Annotated in this window: 13 protein-coding genes; 7 read left to right on the forward strand and 6 right to left on the reverse strand. The window is 73.1% G+C overall.

Annotated features, from left to right (window positions below):
- Positions 1–109: 109 nt before the first annotated feature.
- Entirely contained in the window at positions 110–2335 is a 2226-nt protein-coding gene (locus DSM112329_RS25065) for a DUF2339 domain-containing protein (RefSeq protein ID WP_354699299.1), read from the reverse strand.
- A 116-nt stretch (positions 2336–2451) separates the two neighbouring features.
- Between DSM112329_RS25065 and DSM112329_RS25070 the strand changes: the two genes are divergently transcribed.
- The 4 genes from DSM112329_RS25070 (at position 2452) to DSM112329_RS25085 (ending at position 5764) form a co-directional block, all read left to right on the forward strand.
- Complete coding sequence (locus DSM112329_RS25070; protein WP_354699300.1) at positions 2452–3072, forward strand: TetR/AcrR family transcriptional regulator; 621 nt, start codon at positions 2452–2454, stop codon at positions 3070–3072.
- Between the two features lie 69 nt (positions 3073–3141).
- A complete protein-coding gene (locus DSM112329_RS25075; RefSeq protein ID WP_354699301.1) occupies positions 3142–4938 on the forward strand; it encodes an acetyl-CoA carboxylase biotin carboxylase subunit in 1797 nt (598 codons plus the stop codon).
- A 75-nt stretch (positions 4939–5013) separates the two neighbouring features.
- Positions 5014–5253, forward strand: a complete 240-nt coding sequence (locus DSM112329_RS25080) for a hypothetical protein (RefSeq protein WP_354699302.1) — start codon at positions 5014–5016, stop codon at positions 5251–5253.
- Between the two features lie 22 nt (positions 5254–5275).
- Positions 5276–5764, forward strand: a complete 489-nt coding sequence (locus DSM112329_RS25085) for a GNAT family N-acetyltransferase (protein ID WP_354699303.1) — start codon at positions 5276–5278, stop codon at positions 5762–5764.
- Positions 5765–5778: 14 nt separating this feature from the next.
- Here the strand turns inward: DSM112329_RS25085 and DSM112329_RS25090 are convergent, their stop codons facing one another.
- The 5 genes from DSM112329_RS25090 to DSM112329_RS25110 form a co-directional block, all read right to left on the reverse strand.
- Positions 5779–8787 (reverse strand): LamG-like jellyroll fold domain-containing protein, encoded by a 3009-nt coding sequence (locus DSM112329_RS25090; RefSeq protein ID WP_354699304.1) that lies wholly within the window; start codon positions 8785–8787, stop codon positions 5779–5781.
- A 60-nt stretch (positions 8788–8847) separates the two neighbouring features.
- Complete coding sequence (locus DSM112329_RS25095) at positions 8848–11922, reverse strand: LamG-like jellyroll fold domain-containing protein (RefSeq protein ID WP_354699305.1); 3075 nt, start codon at positions 11920–11922, stop codon at positions 8848–8850.
- A 125-nt stretch (positions 11923–12047) separates the two neighbouring features.
- Positions 12048–12410, reverse strand: coding sequence for a VOC family protein (locus DSM112329_RS25100; protein WP_354699306.1), 363 nt, complete (start codon positions 12408–12410; stop codon positions 12048–12050).
- Entirely contained in the window at positions 12410–13198 is a 789-nt protein-coding gene (locus tag DSM112329_RS25105) for an MBL fold metallo-hydrolase (RefSeq protein WP_354699307.1), read from the reverse strand. Before DSM112329_RS25105 ends, DSM112329_RS25100 begins: the two co-directional genes overlap by 1 nt.
- An 18-nt stretch (positions 13199–13216) precedes the next feature.
- Complete coding sequence (locus DSM112329_RS25110) at positions 13217–13903, reverse strand: HAD family hydrolase (RefSeq protein WP_354699308.1); 687 nt, start codon at positions 13901–13903, stop codon at positions 13217–13219.
- A gap of 74 nt (positions 13904–13977) precedes the next feature.
- On the opposite strand from DSM112329_RS25110, the gene DSM112329_RS25115 reads away from it, so the two are divergent.
- The 3 genes from DSM112329_RS25115 to sucD all read left to right on the forward strand — a co-directional run bounded on the left by DSM112329_RS25115 (position 13978) and on the right by sucD (position 17748).
- Positions 13978–15648: an FAD-binding dehydrogenase gene (locus DSM112329_RS25115; protein ID WP_354699309.1), complete on the forward strand. Its 1671-nt coding sequence runs from the start codon at positions 13978–13980 to the stop codon at positions 15646–15648.
- 65 nt (positions 15649–15713) lie between these two features.
- Positions 15714–16862 (forward strand): ADP-forming succinate--CoA ligase subunit beta, encoded by a 1149-nt coding sequence (sucC, locus tag DSM112329_RS25120; protein WP_354699310.1) that lies wholly within the window; start codon positions 15714–15716, stop codon positions 16860–16862.
- Position 16863: 1 nt separating this feature from the next.
- Positions 16864–17748 (forward strand): succinate--CoA ligase subunit alpha, encoded by an 885-nt coding sequence (sucD, locus tag DSM112329_RS25125; protein ID WP_354699311.1) that lies wholly within the window; start codon positions 16864–16866, stop codon positions 17746–17748.
- The last annotated feature ends 159 nt before the right edge of the window (positions 17749–17907 follow it).

Raw genomic sequence — 17907 nt, forward strand, 5'->3', positions numbered from 1 at the left:
GGATGACGCGCCACCGGGCGGCCACCCGAAAGGTGAACCCGGGGTCCGCCACCTCTGCGGTGGTCAGAGTCCGGATGACGCCCGCGGCGGACGGCGCGCTTGCGGGACGTCAGCGGAAGGTGGTCTCCGCCTCGCGGAAGTCCGGCGCCGCCTCCGGGCGCAGCCGGGCGTGGGCGTAGGCGGCGACCAAGAGCAGCAGGCCGACCGCGATGCAGGCGATGACGCGCCACGCGGCGGCGAGCGTCGCCAGGTCGACGAGGAACAGCTTCCCGGCGGACAGGGCGAGCAGGCCGAGGGCTGCGGTCCGCAGCGCCGCGTCGTCCCGGCTGAGGCCGACGATCAGCGCGGCGACGCCGGTGGCCGCCCACAGTGCGGTGAGCTGCAGCTGTCCCTGCATGTCGTCGCCCGACCCGGGCTGGAACGCCACCGCCGTGAGCGACGCGAGGTAAAGCGCCACCAGGCCCGCCCCGGTCGCCAGCGGCAGCGCCCAGGTGTTGAACGACAGGCTGCGGCGCAGCTCGCGGGCGGCCCACGCCCCGGCGAGGCCGACGCCCGCCAGGCCGGCCGCCGCGCGTCCGAGCTCGTCCAGCGGGGCGCCGAGGCCGATCGGCGCGGCCTGGTCGATCAGGCACCAGCCGAGCGCACCGGCAAGGTGGACGACGGCCGCGCCGGCCGCGGTGGGGTCGTCGGTCCGCTGGGCCAGCGTCGCCAGGCCGGCGGCGAACACCGCCCAGACCAGGGTCAGCGTGAGGCCGTCGAGCGTCAGCACCGCGAGCAGGACCAGGGCGGTGAAGCCGAGGACGTCCAGCAGCTGCCGCGGCTCCTCGACCAGCCGCGCCGCGCCGAACGCCGCGCCGGCGCCGGCGGCGAGCAGCAGGCCTGCGACCAGCGTGAGCTCGCCGCCGTCGGACAGCGCGACGTCGAGCTCGGCGCTCACGCCGATCGTGGCGAGCATGACGTGGACGCCGAGGCCGGTCAGCGCGGCGGGACGGTCGGGTGTCGCCAGCGTCCGGCGTGCGAGCCAGGCGAACACCAGGACCGCGACGATCCAGCCGGCCGCGCGGACGGGTCCGTCGAGGGACAGCGTGTAGGTCACCTCGGCGAGCACGGCCCCGACGACCAGGACGAGCACGGTGAGGTCGTTGCCGAGTCGGTCCGACCGGCGCAGCCCGGCCCACGCGGCGAGGTGCGCGGCCGCCAGGGCACCGAGCCAGGCGATGGCGGCGGCGGTCGGCGCGAGCTCGTCGATCAGCGCGTAGCCGGCGATCGCCAGCACGGCCGACGTCGCGAGCTGGAGCATCAGCGACGAGGTGCGCAGCGTCGCGAGCGGCTCACGCAGCTCGCGGCCGACCGCCGACAGGACGCCGAGCGCGCCGAAGCCGATGAGCGTCAACAGCGTGGCCGGCAGGCCGTAGGTGTCGTCGGTCAGCGCGAGCGCGCCGAGCCACTGCGGCGTGGCGGTCGCCGCGATCGCGACGCCCAGCCAGCCCCAACGGCGGTGCAGCGTGACGGCGACGGCGCAGGCCGTCGCGACGAACAGCAGCACGAGGCCGGTCGGCTCGGCGATCGCCTCGGAGATCGACGGCGACAGCACCGCCCCGATCAGACCGAGGCCGGCGATCGCGCTGGCGTTCCAGCGCAAGGCGAGCGACACGCCGAGCGCGCCGACGCCGGCTGCCAGGACGGCTCCGGGGACGGCCGGGATCAGGTCGTAGATGCTGGTGGCGAAGCCGACCGCGAGGAACAGGCCCGCGATGCCGGTGCCGATCGCCGCGAGCGCGGCCGTCGTCCGCCCGCGGCGCTCCTGCAGGAAGCTGCCGACGCCGATGAGGGCGCCGGAGGCGAGGGCGCCGATGAGGCAGCGGCGGGACTCGTCGAGCCAGCCGCTCGAGACGCCGAGCGCGAAGAGGAACGCGAGGCCGGCGAGGATCGCGGCGCCGCCGACCCAGGCGAGGACGCGGCCGCCGAGCAGCTGCTCGACGGTCAGCGCGGGCTTGGCGGCAGCGACGCGAGCCGGGGCCGGGGCCGGGGTTGGCGCTGGCGCCGGTCCGGCCGCCACCGAGCCGTCGAGTGATAGCTGACGCGCGGACGAGTGTGCCTCAGCTATCACTCGGCGCGGGTCGGGCCGGGGGGCCGGGCGCGGGGCAAGGCCGGCCGGGAGCTCCGGAGTCGCCAGCGACGCCGCGCGACCCGCAGCGGGCGCGGGCCATGCGGCAGCCGCGCCGCTCACGGGGGCCGCGGACGCCGGGCGCGCCTCGACGCGGATCAGCCGCTCGCGGGTGTCGCCCATCAGGCGCTCGAGCTCGTCGATGCGATCGGTCGTGGTGGCGGTCATGTGCGGCGGGCTCCTGGAGTAGGCGTCTTGTCGACCATCGGTCAGCGGACCGTAGCACGGCCACTGACCGTCGGTCAACACCTTGTCGACCGGCGGTTGGTACGCTCGATGACACGATGAGCACCCCCGCCTACAAGCGCCTCGAGAACGACGAGCGGCGACGGCGCCTCGTCGAGCTCGGGGAGCAGCTCTTCATCGAGCACTCGTTCGACGAGATCTCGATGGCCCAGATCGCCCGCGAGGCCGGCGTCTCCAAGGCGCTGCTCTACCACTACTTCCCCAGCAAGCAGGAGTTCTTCGTCGCGACGCTCACCACGCGCGCAGAGGAGCTCGTGCAGCGCGTGACCCCCGACCCGTCGCTGCCCCCGGCGCAGGCGCTGCTGCGCAGCCTCTACGCGTACGTCGGCTGGATCAGCGAGCACCGCGACGGCTTCGTCAAGCTCCTGCGCAGCGCGGCGATCGTGCCCGAGGTCGACGACATCGTGCGCCAGGTCCGCGACGGCACCGCGACCCGCATCATCGACGGCCTGGCCGAGGCGTCCGGGGAGACCCCCACGCCGATCGCCCGTATCGCGGTCGCCGGCTGGCTGTCGTTCATGGACGGCGCGATCCTGGCCTGGCTGGACCACCCCGACGTGCAGCAGGACCAGCTGATCGGGCTGTTGGTCGGATCGCTCCTGGGGTCGCTCACCGCGGCCGGCGCGGGCTCGCTCGCCCAGGCAGCCGCCGGGGGCTGAGCCCCGGGTAACGCTCGTTCCGCAGGCAGACCGCGCGCACCCCCGCGGGCGATATAGCCTTCCGGCCCTATGTTCAGCAAGATCCTGATCGCCAACCGTGGTGAGATCGCCATCCGGGTCGCGCGCGCATGCCGCGAGATGGGCATCGCGTCGGTCGCCGTCTATTCAGAGACCGACCGTCACGCGCTGCACCCGACGAAGGCCGACGAGGCGTTCTTCATCGGGGAGGGGCCGGCTGCTGACAACTACCTCAACGTCCAGAAGATCATCGACGTCGCCAAGGAGTCCGGCGCCGAGGCGATCCATCCGGGCTACGGCTTCCTGGCCGAGAACGCGCCCTTCGCCCGCGCCTGCGACGAGGCCGGGATCGTGTTCATCGGCCCGCCCGCCAGCGCGATCGACGCGATGGGCTCGAAGACGATGGCCCGCGAGCTGATGCAGAAGGCGGGCGTCCCGATCGTCCCCGGCACGACCGAGGCCGTCGACACGTACGAGGATGCGCTCCGCATCGCGAACGACGAGATCGGCTTCCCCGTCGCGGTCAAGGCGTCGGCCGGCGGCGGCGGCAAGGGCTTCCGCGTCGCGCTGACCGAGGACAAGCTGAAGGACGCCTTCGAGGGCGCCAGCCGCGAGGGCGAGAAGTTCTTCTCCGACGGCACCGTCTACCTCGAGCGCTACCTCCCCGAGCCGCGCCACGTCGAGGTCCAGATCCTCGCCGACAAGCACGGCAACTGCATCCATCTCGGCGAGCGCGACTGCTCGATCCAGCGCCGCCACCAGAAGCTCATCGAGGAGTCGCCCGCCCCGTCGTGGGTCGTCGACGAGGAGATGCGCGAGCGCATCGGCAAGATCGGCATCGAGGCCGCCAAGGCCGTCGACTACGTCGGTGCCGGCACGATCGAGGGCATGCTGCAGGGCACGGAGTACTTCTTCCTGGAGATGAACACCCGCGTCCAGGTCGAGCACTGCGTGACCGAGATGACGACGGGCATCGACATCGTCAAGCAGGGCATCAAGGCCGCCGCCGGCCTCGAGCTCGACTACAAGCAGGAGGACGTCGTCCTCCGCGGCCACTCGATCGAGTGCCGCATCAACGCCGAGAGCGCGCCGCGCAACTTCGCGCCCGCCCCCGGCCCCATCGGCAACTACAAGGAGCCGACCGGCCCCGGCGTCCGCGTCGACTCCGGCGTGCAGGCCTTCGGCGAGGTCTCGCCGATGTACGACCCGATGGTCTCCAAGCTGATCGTCTGGGACGCGGACCGCGAGCAGGCCACGCAGCGCATGCTGCGCGCGCTGGACGAGTACGAGATCGAGGGCCTCGAGACCCTGATCCCGTTCCACAAGGCGCTGCTGTCGACCAAGGACTGGGCCGAGGGCTCGATCTGCAAGGACCTCGTCGAAGACAAGGAGTGGCTGAAGTCGACGGCTCCCGCGCCCGTCGAGCGCTACGAGAAGGACGACGAGGAGGACCTGATCACGAAGGACTACTTCGTGGAGGTCAACGGCAAGCGGTTCGACGTGAAGGTCACCGGCGAGGGCTTCGAGGGCGGCGCCGTCGCGGCTCCGGCCGGGAAGGGCGGCCCCAAGAAGCGCGGCGAGCGCAAGAAGGCCGCCGGCGGCGGGCCCGACCTGCTCGAGGCGCCGCTGCAGGGGAACATGTGGAAGGTCCTCGTCAAGCAGGGCGACACGGTCGAAGAGGGCCAGCTCATCTGCATCATCGAGGCGATGAAGATGGAGAACGAGATCACCGCGCACAAGGCCGGCACGATCTCCGAGCTTCATATCGAGGAGGGCGCGCCGATCAACACGGGTGCCCCGATCGCCACCATCACGGCGCCGGCCGCGGAACCTGCTGCAGCGGAGTAGCACGGAAATCGACACGCAGTAGACTTTCCGCACAGCTTCTGGCCTGAATCGTCACGGAAGGCGAAGGTGGTGCGGGTGTTCTTCTCAGTCGTCGCAGTGGTGTTCGTCGGTGTTCCGCTGTTTGCCCTTGCCATCAGCGTCGCGCGCACGACGGTCGGCGTCCTGGCGCGACGGCGGGCGGAGCGTGCTGCCGAGGCCGCGCCCGAGCCGGCCCCGCGTCCCCCCGCGGCCGTCTCGCGCCCGATCGGCGCGAGCGCCGAGGCCGAGCTCAAGGTTCCGGGAGCGATGACCGCGGGCGTGCGCGCCCGCGGGTAGCAGTCGCACTACGCTGGGCGCCATGAGTGCCGACGGACCGCACACCTGGATCGCCGAGCGGCACGAGGCCGGGACGGTCGCAGAGCTGCTGATCGGGTTTCGCAACCACCTCGGCTACGACTGGCCGTCCGACGACGCGTTCCGCGCCGGCGTCGAGCGCCTGATCGACGACACCGCCACCGACTACGTGCTCGGCGCCGTCGCCGCCGGTGCCCCGGCCACCGGCGTCGTCCAGCTGCGGTTCCGGTACGGCATCTGGCGCGAGGGCTTCGACTGCCTGGTCGAGGACGTGTACGTGGCCGACGCCGCACGCGGGGCCGGGCTGGGCCGGGCGCTGATGGAGCGCGCCACGGCACGCGCCCTCGAGCGGGGCTGCCGCCGGATGGAGCTCGACGCGAACGAGACAAACGCGGCCGCGGTCGCCCTCTACGAGTCGCTCGGGTTCGTGAGCCAGAGCACCGCCTACGACGGCCGCGACCTCTACTACCGGCGGCACCTGCCGCACGAGTAGCCGGCCGCGCCCGGTCAGCGATGACGCGGAATCACCGCGAACGACAGCTGCTGCGCCTGCACCGGGCCGGCGGAGCCGTGCGCGGCGACCACGAGGACGTAGCGACCGAGGCGCAGCCGGCGCAGCGCCGCCGCGGGGATCTTCACGGCGTTCGGCCCGGCGGTACCGCTCGCGCGGAAGCTCGCCACCGTGCCGCCGCCGGCGCGCCGCACCGTGAGCAGCAGCTGCGCCGGCGTGTCGAGGACGAGCCGGACCCGCGGGACCCGGACCCGGAGCCGCGAGCTGGACTCCAGCAGGGGCGGGAACTGGACCGCCGCAACGGTCGTGGTGGCGGGCCGGCCGACCGTCAGCCGCGCCGGAGGGGACGCGATCCCCTCGGCGCCACCCTCCGTCTGCCTGACCCGGACGGTGTGGGCGCCCGGCCGCAGCAGCGGCCGCCACGTCGCCGCCCGGCACGGCACGGCCGGCCCGCCGTCCAGCGCACAGGCGAACGTCGTCGCAGGGTCCCGGCCGTCTGCGTCCCCGACCGCGACCGCGACCCGGGCTGCCCCGAGCGCGGGCGGCGCGGCCCACGCGTCGAGTCCGATCGACCGGTCGACGCGCGACGGCGTCGGGTCGGCGTTCCCGGCGCGATCGACCGCGCGCACCAGCGTCGTCCCCGCGGGCAGCGCATCGCCGTTCGCGCACGGCGCCCACGCCGACGGCGGCGGCCCGCCGGACGCCGCTCCGGTCGCGCACTCGAAGCCCGCGCTCGCGTCGTCGGATCCCACGGCCAGGATCGAGCCCACGTCGCCGCTGAGCCCGATGACCGCGGCCGCCAGCGTGTCGGGGGCGGCGAGATCGACCGTGAACGACCACGTGCGCGGGGCGGCCTCCTGCCGGCCGAAGCGGTCCGTCGCCCGGACCTGGAGCGTGTGCGGTCCCGCCGGCAGGGCGATCGTGAGCGCCGGTGCGCACGGGACGTCCGTCGTCCCGTCGAGCAGGCAGCGGAACCGCGAGCCGGCACTGCCGGTGCTGAGCGTCGTGACGAACCGGCCCCCGATCACTGCGGGGACGGCAGGACCGGCCCGCGTGACGGGCGTGGCGCCGCCGTCCCCGAAGCGGGCGTGCGAGCGCACCTCGTCCGCGCTGAGCGCGCGACCGTAGACCGCGACCTCGTCGAGCGCGGCCACGTCGTTCCTGAAGCCCTGGAGGGAGAAGTAGCTGGAGCGGACGCCGTCGCGGAGCGGAGCAACGGCCTCCTCGCCCGCCAGCTCGCCGTCGACGAACAGGCGCAGCGACTGCGGGCTGCGCGTGACGGCGACGTGATGCCACCGGTCGGGCGCGAGCGGACGGGGAGCCTGCACCCGGACGTCGCCGGAGTCCTGGAACCCGGCGGCGAGCTCGCCGCTGGTGTCCAGCGACAGGTACTGACGCTGGTAGGCGGAGCGGTCGGGCAGGTAGCCGATGTTGCTGGTGACGACCCAGCTGTCCTCGTCCTTGTGGCGCCCGGGCGTCGTCCGGGTACGGAGCCACAGCTCGATCGTCGACGCCTCGTTGCCGAGCGCCGGCACATCCTCGGAGGACACGTAGGCTCCGTAGCCGGGCGCGGTCATCGCGGTGTCGCCGTCGTCGGTCGCGCCCGGCTCGTCCCAGATGCCGAACGCGCGATCGTCGGCGCGCGTGACCTCGTCGCGGACGGTGGGCGAGAACACCACGCGGCCGTTCTCCACCCGGCTGGGCGGGTTCGGCCCCATGCGCCAGTAGTTCGCCAGACCCGGCGTCTGGCGGACGAGGTCCGCATAGGACTGCGCACCGCCGGGATCCTGCGACCTGGCCACAGCACGCCTGCCGCCGTTGCGACGCACCCGTTCGCAGTCCTTGGCCACCCGGTCGTTGCTGCCGACGTGGACGGTGTCCACGCCCGGCCCGCAGGTCACCCGCGCGGCGGCGGGACCGTTGACATGGACCGTGTCGTTGCCCGGTCCAGAGTCGACCCGGGCCGCCCCGTCGCCGCGCAGGCGCACCGTGTCGTTCCCGGCGCCGGCCCGGATCGTGTTCTTCCCCAGGCCGCCGTTGACGAAGTCGTCCCCCGAGCCGGCGTCGATCGACTGCGGGCCCTGACCGCCGTAGATCGTGTCGTCGCCGGGACCGGCGTCGAGGATGTCCGGCGCCGGCGACGTGACGCCCGCCTGGCGCAGGCCCCAGAGCACGTCGTTCCCCGCGCCGCCGCGGAGGGTGTCCGGACCGGGCCCGCCGAGCAGGAGGTCGTCCTTCGGCGTTCCGGCGCGCACGCCGCCGCCGTCGGGCGCCAGGTATTTGGCGCCCTGGTTCGGGTCGTGCACCGCATCCGTGACGAGGATGCGCTCGCAGTCGGCGGGTTGCAGCGACCGGCGCGGCGCAAGCTCCTCGGCCAGGCCGCTGGGCTGCACGAGGTACAGCACGTCGGCGCCCGTGCCGCAGCTGACCTTGGCGGCCGACGACGCGTCGACGTGGAGCGTGTCGTCCCCCGCGCCGCCGGCGAGCACGTCGCCGCCGCTGTCGGCGTAGAGCGTGTCGTTCCCGTCGTCGCCGCTGACGAGGTCGGGTCCCGAGCCGCCGTGCACGACGTCGTCGCCGGGGCCGCCGCTGATCACGTCGGTGTCGTTCGCGCCGTCGAGCGTGTCGTCGCCGGCGCCGCCCTCGATGCGGTCCGCGCCGAACCCGCCCAGGACGACGTCCGCCCCGTCGCCGCCGCTCAGGGTGTCGCCGCCGGCCGCCCCGGTGATCGTGTCGTCCCCCGCACCGCCCGCGACCCGGTCGGCGCCCGTGTCACCGGTGAGCAGGTCCGCGCCGCCGGCGCCGGAGAGGCGGTCAGGCCCCTCGTGCCCGCGCAGGTAGTCCGCCCGCGCGGTCCCGCGCAGCACGTCCGCCCGGGTGTCGCCGTCGTGGGCACGTGGCCAGGCCCCGGCCGCGGTCGCGGCGGCAGCCCCCGGCGGCAGGGCGAGGGCGGTCGACACGCCGGCGGCGAGCACGAGCCGCAGGACACGAAGACGGAACTGCACCCGTTCCTGGTCGGCCGGCGCGCGCGGGACATGAGCCCCGCCGTCATCATGCGCGCGCGATCAGCGGTTGCGCGGTATGACAGCGAACGGCAGTCGCTCGACGGACAGCGACCCCGAGGGCCCCCGCGCCGCCACCACCAGCGTGTATCGTCCCAGTCCCAGGCGACGGAGGGCCGACGCGGGGATCTTCGGCGCGTTCGGCCCGGTGACTCCGGCGGCCCGGAAGGCCGCGATCTGCTTGCCGTCCGCCCCGGTGACCGCCAGCGCGAGCTCGGCCGGCCCGTCGAGGACCAGCCGGACCCGGGGGACGCGGACGCTCAGCGCGGAGCTCGACTCAACGACGGCGGGGAACTGCACCGCCGTGAGCGTCACGTTCGGCGGCGGGCCGACCCGGATCGCCAGCGGTGCAGCGACGATCCTGGCCCCCGCCAGGCCGTAGCCCGCCTGGGTGATCCGTAGCGTGTGGCCCCCATGGCGCAGCAGCGGCAGCCGGAAGCGGCCGGCACACGCAGCCCCGGCGAGCGCGTCGACCTGGCAGGCGAAGACCGTCGTCGGATCCCGCTGCTCGACCTCGCCGATCACGACGTCCGCCCGGGCGGCGCCGAGCGCAGGGACGACGCCCTGCGCGGCGCTCTCGCGAGCGGCCACGTCGATGCGGCTCGGGGTCGCGTCGACGTTACCGGCGACGTCGACCGCCCGGACGAAGACGCGGGCGGCGGTCGCGTCGGGGATCCGCGTCCCGCTGACGCACGGCGCCCACCGCAGCGCGTCGACGTCGCCGATCGGCACGGTGCCGGCCGGGGCGGTCGCGCACTGGAAGGTCGCGGCGAAGTCGTCGGAGCCGAAGGTGAGCGCGGACGGCACGTTGCCGGTGAGGCCGAGGACGGCCGCGGCCAGGGTCTCGGGGTCGGTGCCGTCGACCGTGAACGAGTAGGTGGCGGGACTCACCTCCTTGCGGCCGAAGCGATCGGTCGCCCGCAGCTGGAGCGTGTGCTCGCCGACGGGCAGGCGCGCCACGAGCGCGGACGGGCAGGAGATGTCCGTCGTGCCGTCGATCAGGCAGCGGAACCGCGAGCCGGCACGCGCGGTGCTGAGCGTCGTCCGGTAGGGACTGCCGATCAGCGCCGGGATCGGGCGGTCGAGCTTCGTGACCGGCGGCCGGCCGTCGTCACCGACCTTCGCGTGGGCGCGGACCGTCTCGGCGTCGAGCGCCCGCGAGTAGAGCGCGAGCTCGTCCAGTCCCGCGAGCGACGCGGAGCTCGCGGTGCCGATCTTCCAGTCCTCGTTCAGCACGGGCCCGGTGGACGCGATGTCCGCCGCGGTCGCGACCTCTACGCCGTCGAGGTAGACGCGGATCGACGTTCCGTCCCGCGTCAGGGCGACGTGGTGCCACGCGCCGGCGCTCACGATCTGCGCCGCCGAGCGGGCGACGGTCGCGGTGCCGCCGTACGGGGTGACGGCCGCCTCGACACCGCCGCTGCGGTTGAACGTCAGCCGGACCGCCTGACCCTGGGACTGGTCGTAGCCGGAGTAGGTGACGAGGTTGTCGGTGCCGGCGCGAGCGGCGGGGTCGGCCGACCGCGCCCACAGCTCGATGGTCGAGCCGGCGCCGCCCAGGACGCTGTCGGCGAGGTACACGCTGAGGGTGCTCCCCTGCGGGACCCAGGAGCCGTCGCCGTCGTCCGTCGCGCCCGGCTCGGTGACGGTCCCGGTCGCGAACGCGCCTCGCCCGCCGACCGCATCGGGGGTGACGGACAGCGCCGCGACGGTGCCGGCCGAGTAGGTCGGCCCCCACGACGAGAGGCGCCACCAGTGCGCGAGTCCCGGGGTCGCGCGGACGAGATCGGCGTACGTGGCGCTGCCTGGAGCCGGCGCGTCGGCAGCTCCGGGCGCGGGGGTCGCCGCCTGCCGCGCGGCCGCGCGCAGCCGGGACGGGCTCGACCCAGGGTTGGCCCTGAGCCGCTCGCAGTCCCTCGCTATGCGGTCGTTGCGGTTCGCGTAGACCGTGTCGGTCCCGGCCCCGCAGCGCACGCGACCCGCCGCCGGCCCGTTGACGTAGATGGTGTCGTTGCCGGCGCCGCCGTCGACCGTCGCGGTCCCGGAACCGCGCAGCCGGATCGTGTCCTTGCCGGCCCCGCCCCTGATCGCGTTCGTGCCGAGCCCGCCGTTGATGAAGTCGTCGCCCGCGCCGCCGTCGATCGTCTGCGGTCCGGGACCGCCGTAGATCGTGTCGTCCCCCGGTCCGGCGTCCAGGACATCCGGCAGGGACGACGTCAGCCCGGCCTGCCGCAGCCCCCAGAGCACGTCGTTGCCCGCCCCGCCGTTCAGGACGTCGGCGCCCGGGCCGCCCAGCAGCAGGTCGTCCCTGGCGGTGCCGGTGCGGGTGCCGCCGCTGTCCGGGGCAAGGTACTTGGCGCCCTGGTTGGGGTCGACGACGGCGTCGGTGAGCACCGTCCGCTCGCAGTCGGGCACCCGCTTGGTGGCACGCGGGCTGAAGTCCTCGGGCAGGTCGGCCGGCTGGACGAAGTAGAGGACGTCGTTGCCCGCGCCACAGCTGATCTTCGACGCCGAGGTGCTGTCGACGAAGATGACGTCGTCGCCCTCACCCCCGGCGAGGACGTCACCGCCGCTGTCGGCGTAGAGCGTGTCGTCGCCCGCGCCGCCGTCGATCAGGTCGGGGCCGGACCCACCGTGGATGAGGTCGTTCCCGGCCCCGCCCTTGATGAAGTCGCTGTCGTTGGCGCCGTCGATGGTGTCGTCGCCCGTACCGCCGTCGATGTGGTCGGACCCGAAGCCGCCGAGGATGACGTCCGCGCCGTCGGCGCCGTTCAGGTGGTCGCCGCCGGCGGCGCCCGTGATCGTGTCGTCGCCCGCGCCCCCGTTGACGATGTCCGCCCCCGTGTCACCGGTGAGGAGATCGGCGCCGCCCTTGCCGAACAGGCGGTCCGGGCCCTCGTGCCCGCGGATGTAGTCGGCCCGGGAGCTGCCGCGCAGGGTGTCGTTCTTCGTGGTGCCGTCGCGGGCGGAGGGCCAGGCGCTGCGGAGGGACGCCGCAGGCGCGACCGTCGCCCCGGCGCTCGCGATGCCGACGAGCGACAGCAGGGCGGCGGTGGCGAGGCGGCGAGGGCTGGGCATGCGGGAGGGCCACGGCCGGACCGTCCGGGTCCCCGCCTCGGCAGGCGTGGAGGCTACCGAGGCCGGTGCCGGCCCTCACCAGTTGGCGCGCGCGCCGCGTGCCGCGGGCGGGTCGGCGGCGTGGGTCAGTCCCGTGGCGCGAAGCCCATGACCTCGATGCGGTGACCGGCGGGGGAGTGCACGAACGCCCGCGGGGAGTCCCAGTAGCGCTCGCGCTCGAGGACCTCGAAGCCGGCCGCGCGCAGGGACGCCAGCGTCGCCTCGTAGTCGGTGCGGACGACGGCGAGGTGCGCGCGGCGGGGGATCGCCGGCGCGTCCTCGTAGACGAGGTGGATCTGGTTGCGGCTCGCGGGGTCCTGCAGCCAGCGGGAGCTCTGCGCGAGCTTCTCGGTCAGGGCCGGGATCTCCGGGTAGCCGAGCAGCGTCCAGAAGGCCACCTCGGCGTCGGCGTCGCCCGCCCGGATCTCGAGCGAGGCGTGGTGGAGCATCAGTCGCCGGCGTGCGCCTGGTTGCGCGCGTGGAGCTTCAGCTGCCCGGGTCCGCGGCGGGCGATCGGCAGCGACCAGTCGGTGAGGTACGCGACGTCCTCGCGGAGGATCGCCAGCGCACGGGCGCTGTCCAGCACCGCGCCGTGGCCGGGGACGACGTGATCGGCCTGCTCGACCAGCGGGCGCAGCCGCTCGAGGGTGGCGAGGTACGCGCTGCGCGAACCGCCGTCGCTGAGCATCGGCAGCTCGACGGGCGAGAGGTGGTCGCCCACGACGAGGACGCGCGCCCACGGCACCCAGACCGCCATCCCGTCCGCGGTGTGGCCGCCGGTCGGGTGCAGCTCGAGGGTCTGGTCGCCGACGTCGAGGTGGCCCGGGACCGGCAGCGCCTGGACGCCGCCCAGGCCGAGCCGGCCCGCGTCGCCGTCGCGCTCGACGTACCACTCGTCGTCGAAGTCGCGCAGGCTCCGGGCGGCGACACCGGGCTCGGCGGTGAGGCGGGCGGCGGTCGTCTCGCAGACCCCGAGCGGCGCGTCGGCGCCGAACGCCAGGCGGCCCAGGAGGTGGTCCCAGTCGCCGTGGGTGGCGAGCAGGCCACTGAACCCGAAGCCCGACTGCTGCAGCAGCGTGGGCAGGACCTCGAGCTCGCTCGGGAGGACCGGCGAGTCGATGACGAACGCCTCGCTCCCGTCACTGTCCGCGACCGTCCCGCGCACGATGGTGCAGGTCGTCTGCCAGACCGCCGACGTGGCGACGAGGACGTCCTGATGCAGCGCGATGACGCGCACGGCGTGCCGTCGTCCCGGCTATAGGCCGAGCAGGCGCGCGGCCTCGAGGAGCGTCTTGCACTCCTCGGTGGGCTTCTTCTGGCCGGTCTCGAGCGGGGCGCCGCTGCGGTTGACCCAGATCACGGGGATCTTGGCCTTCAGGCACGGCTCGACGTCGTGGTAGTAGCTGGAGCCCACGTGGACCCAGCCCTTCTTCGTCCCGATGCGGCGCGCGAACTCGTTGAAGTGGGCCGGGTCCGGCTTGTACGAGCGGACCTGCTGCGCGGTGACGACGAGGTCGTAGTCGCCCGGGATATGACGGCGGGTCTGCCCGAGGAGCTTGTCGTCGATGTTCGAGAGCAGCGCCGTCTGGTACTTGTTGAAGAACTTCTTCATCTGCGGCGCGGTCTCCTTGAACGGCATCCAGCGCGCGACCGAGTCGGGCAGGAAGCCGGAGCGCGAGGGCTCTAGGGCCCAGCCGATCTCCTTGGCGATCTTGACCGCCGTCTGGCGCAGGACCTCGGCGTAAAGCTCGTAGGACCCGCTCTCGACCTGGCGCGAGATCTCGTGGAAGTGCCGGATGATCTCGGCCTTGTCCTTGTCCTCGATCGTGAAACCCTCGCGCGCGGCCTCGCGCTTGAAAGCCTGGAAGACACCAGTTTCCCAATCGATCAACGTGCCGTACACGTCGAAGGTGACCCACTGGACCTTTGCAGGAAGCGCCATGAGCGGTCCATTGTGCCAAAGCCCGACCTTTTGCCGCTTGACGGGTCGCACGCGCGGGCGCGTAGGCTGTCCGCGTGCGTTCATCTGAGGAGTCGGCCGACGTCATCGTGGTGGGAGGCGGGCTCGCCGGCCTGGTCGCCGCCGCAGAGCTCGCGGACGCGGGCCGGAAGGTCATCGTCGTCGACCAGGAGCCGGAGGCCTCGCTCGGCGGTCAGGCGTTCTGGTCGCTCGGCGGGCTGATGTTCGTCGACAGCCCCGAGCAGCGGCGGATGCGGATCAAGGACTCACGCGAGCTCGCGATGGCCGACTGGCTGGGGACGGCCGGCTTCGACCGCCCCGAGGACTTCTGGCCGCGCAAGTGGGCCGAGGCGTACGTCGACTTCGCCGCCGGCGAAAAGCGCGCGTGGCTGCACGCGCAGGGGATGCGCTGGATCCCGAACCCGGGCTGGCCGGAGCGCGGCGGCTCGCAGGCGGACGGTCACGGCAACTCCGTCCCCCGGTTCCACATCACGTGGGGGACGGGGCCCGGGGTGCTCGCGCCGTTCGAGGCGCGGGTGCGGGACGCGGTCAGGCGCGGGCTGATCACGCTGCGGTTCCGCCACCGCGTCACCTCCCTGGTCGTCGACGGCGGGGTCGTGACGGGCGTGACGGGCGAGGTCCTCGTCCCCAGCGACGTGGTCCGCGGCGCGGAGAGCTCTCGCGAGGTCGCCGGGGAGTTCGAGCTGAGCGCCGCCGCCGTCCTCGTCACCAGCGGCGGCATCGGCGGCAACCACGAGCTCGTACGGCGCAACTGGCCGGCCCGGCTGGGAACCGCGCCGCAGCGGATGCTGTCCGGCGTCCCGGCCCACGTCGACGGCCTTATGCAGCAGGCGGCCTGCGCGGGCGGCGCCCGGCAGATCAACGAGGACCGGATGTGGCACTACGTCGAGGGCATCCACAACTGGGACCCGATCTGGCCCCTGCACGCCATCCGGATCATCCCCGGACCGTCGTCGCTGTGGTTCGACGCGCGCGGCAGGCGACTGCCCGCCCCGCTCTACCCCGGGTTCGACACGCTGGGGACGCTCGACCACATCATGGGGACCGGCTTCGACCACACCTGGTTCGTCCTCACCGAGAAGATCATCGAGAAGGAGTTCGCCCTGTCGGGCTCCGAGCAGAACCCGGACACGACGTCGAAGTCGATCCGCGCGGTGCTGAAGGACCGCGTGGGCAGCGGCCCGCCCGCCCCGGTGCAGGCGTTCAAGGACCACGGCGCCGACTTCATCGTCGAGCGGGACCTGGGGACGCTCGTGCGGCGGATGAACGAGCTCGTCGGCGGCGAGCCGCTGATCGACGTGGACGACCTGCGCGCGCAGATCGTCGCGCGGGATCAGCAGATCGCGAACCCCTATTCGAAGGACTCGCAGGTGACGGCGATCCACGGTGCGCGCGCGTACCTGGCGGACAGGATCACGCGCGTGGCGTCGCCGCACCGGATCCTCGACCCGGACGCGGGGCCGCTGATCGCCGTCCGGCTGAACATCCTCACGCGCAAGTCGCTCGGCGGCCTCGAGACCGACCTCTCCGCGCGGGCGCTACAGGCCGACGGGACGCCGCTTCCGGGGCTGTGGGCGGCGGGGGAGGTCGCCGGGTTCGGCGGCGGTGGCATGCACGGGTACCGCGCGCTGGAGGGGACGTTCCTGGGTGGCTGCCTGTTCTCGGGGCGGGTGGCGGGCCGGGCGATCGCGAAGGCCGTGGCCTAGCGCCGAGGACGGCGCGGGCCGTTGACCGCGTAGTCAACGACAGTCCCTATAGCATCGCCCGCGCTATGGACCTCCTCGAATATCAGGGCAAGCAGCTCTTCGGCCGTCACGGGCTCGCCGTCTCCGACGGCAAGGCCGTCACGACCGTCGACGACGCCGTCGCCGCCGCGAACGAGATCGGCTACCCGGTCGTCGTCAAGGCGCAGGTGCTCATCGGCGGACGCGGCAAGGCGGGCGGCGTCAAGCTCGCCGCCAACGAAGCCGAAGCGCGTGAGCACGCCACCAACATCCTCGGCCTGGACATCAAGGGCCACATCGTGCGCACGGTGTGGATCGAGTACGCCTCGGACATCGCGACGGAGTACTACGCGTCGGTGCTCCTGGACCGCGGCGCGAAGAAGCCGCTCGTCATGTTCTCCGTCGAAGGCGGCGTCGAGATCGAGACGGTCGCCGAGGAGACCCCCGAGAAGCTCATCAAGCAGAACGTCGACCCGCTGGTCGGCCTGACCCGCGAGCAGGCGGTCGACATCGCCACCAAGGGCGGTGCGGACGACGACGTCATCGAGGGCGTCGCCGACGCGCTCCTGGCGCTCTACACGGTCTGGATCGAGGAGGACTGCTCCCTCGCCGAGATCAACCCGCTGATCGTGACGCCGGACCGCAAGGTCAAGGCGCTCGACGCGAAGGTCACGCTCGACGGCAACGCGCTGTTCCGCCACCCGGAGAACAAGGACCTCGGCGACTCGGCCAACGCCGACCCGATCGAGGTCAAGGCGGCCGAGCAGGACGTCATCTACGTCAAGCTCGACGGCGACATCGGGATCATGGGCAACGGCGCGGGGCTCGTCATGTCGACGCTGGACGTCGTCGCCGGCGCCGGGGGCAACCCCGCGAACTTCCTGGACGCCGGCGGTGGATCCGACGCCGCCAAGGTCACGCAGGCGATCGAGCTGATCCTCTCGAACGACGCCGTGAACGCGGTCCTGCTGAACATCTTCGGCGGCATCACGCGCTGCGACGAAGTCGCCAAGGGCCTGGTCGAGGCGTTCGCGCAGCTGAAGCCGACCGTCCCGTTCGTCGTCCGCCTGGACGGCACGAACGACGTCGAGGGCCGCAAGATCCTGGAGGACGCCGCCCTGCCGAACGTGCACGCGGCCACCACCATGGACTCGGCGGCCGAACTGGTCGTCAAGCTCGCGAAGGAGAACAGCTGACATGTCGATCCTCATTGACAAGGACACCAAGCTCGCCGTCGCCGGCATCACCGGCCGCGAGGGCTCGTTCCACACGCTGAACAACCGCAAGTACGGCACGAACGTCGTCGGCGGCATCAACCCGAAGAAGGCCGGCGAGAACGTCGAGGGCATCCCCGTCTTCGGCAACTGGAAGGACACCGTCGCGGAGACCGGCGCCAACACGGCGATGATCTTCGTGCCGCCGCCGTTCGCAGCCGCGTCCGCCCAGGAGGCCGCCGAGGCCGGCGTCGAGCTGATCGTCGTCATCACCGAGGGCATCCCGGCGCACGACGAACTGCTGCTCTTCAACCGCCTCAAGCGCGACCACCCGGACACGCGCCTCCTGGGCCCGAACTGCCCCGGCCTGCTGTCCCCCGGCAAGGCGAACGTCGGCATCATCCCGGCGTCGTTCTTCAAGGAGGGCAACGTCGGCGTCGTCTCGCGCTCCGGCACGCTGACCTACCAGATCGGCAACGAGCTGGCCCAGGCCGGCTTCGGCAACTCGTCGATCGTCGGCATCGGCGGCGACCCGGTCCCGGGCTCGTCGTTCATCGACATCCTCACGCTGTTCGAGGCCGATCCGGAGACCGAGCTGATCGTCATGTCCGGCGAGATCGGCGGCGACGCGGAGGAGCAGGCCGCAGCGTTCATCAAGGACAACGTCACCAAGCCGGTCGTCGGCTACATCGCGGGCTTCACGGCCCCCGAGGGCAAGACGATGGGCCACGCGGGCGCGATCGTGTCCGGCTCGGCCGGCACCGCCGCCGCGAAGGCCGAGGCCCTGGAGGCCGTCGGCGTCCAGGTCGGCCGCACGCCGACCCAGGTCGCGAAGATCGCCATGGAGATCCTGGGCGCAGCCGCGTAACGGACACCTCCGTCTGCAGCATCGAGCGCCCCTGGGACCGTCGCGGTCCGGGGGCGCTCGGTCGTCGGTGGGCACTTCGTGAGACGGCCGGCGCGGTGTGCTGTCCGGTTGTGGCTGTGCGTGGTTCCGCTTTCCGCTACGGCGTACTGCCACCAGGGC

This window comes from Paraconexibacter sp. AEG42_29, from assembly GCF_040581415.1.
GTDB lineage: Bacteria > Actinomycetota > Thermoleophilia > Solirubrobacterales > Solirubrobacteraceae > Paraconexibacter.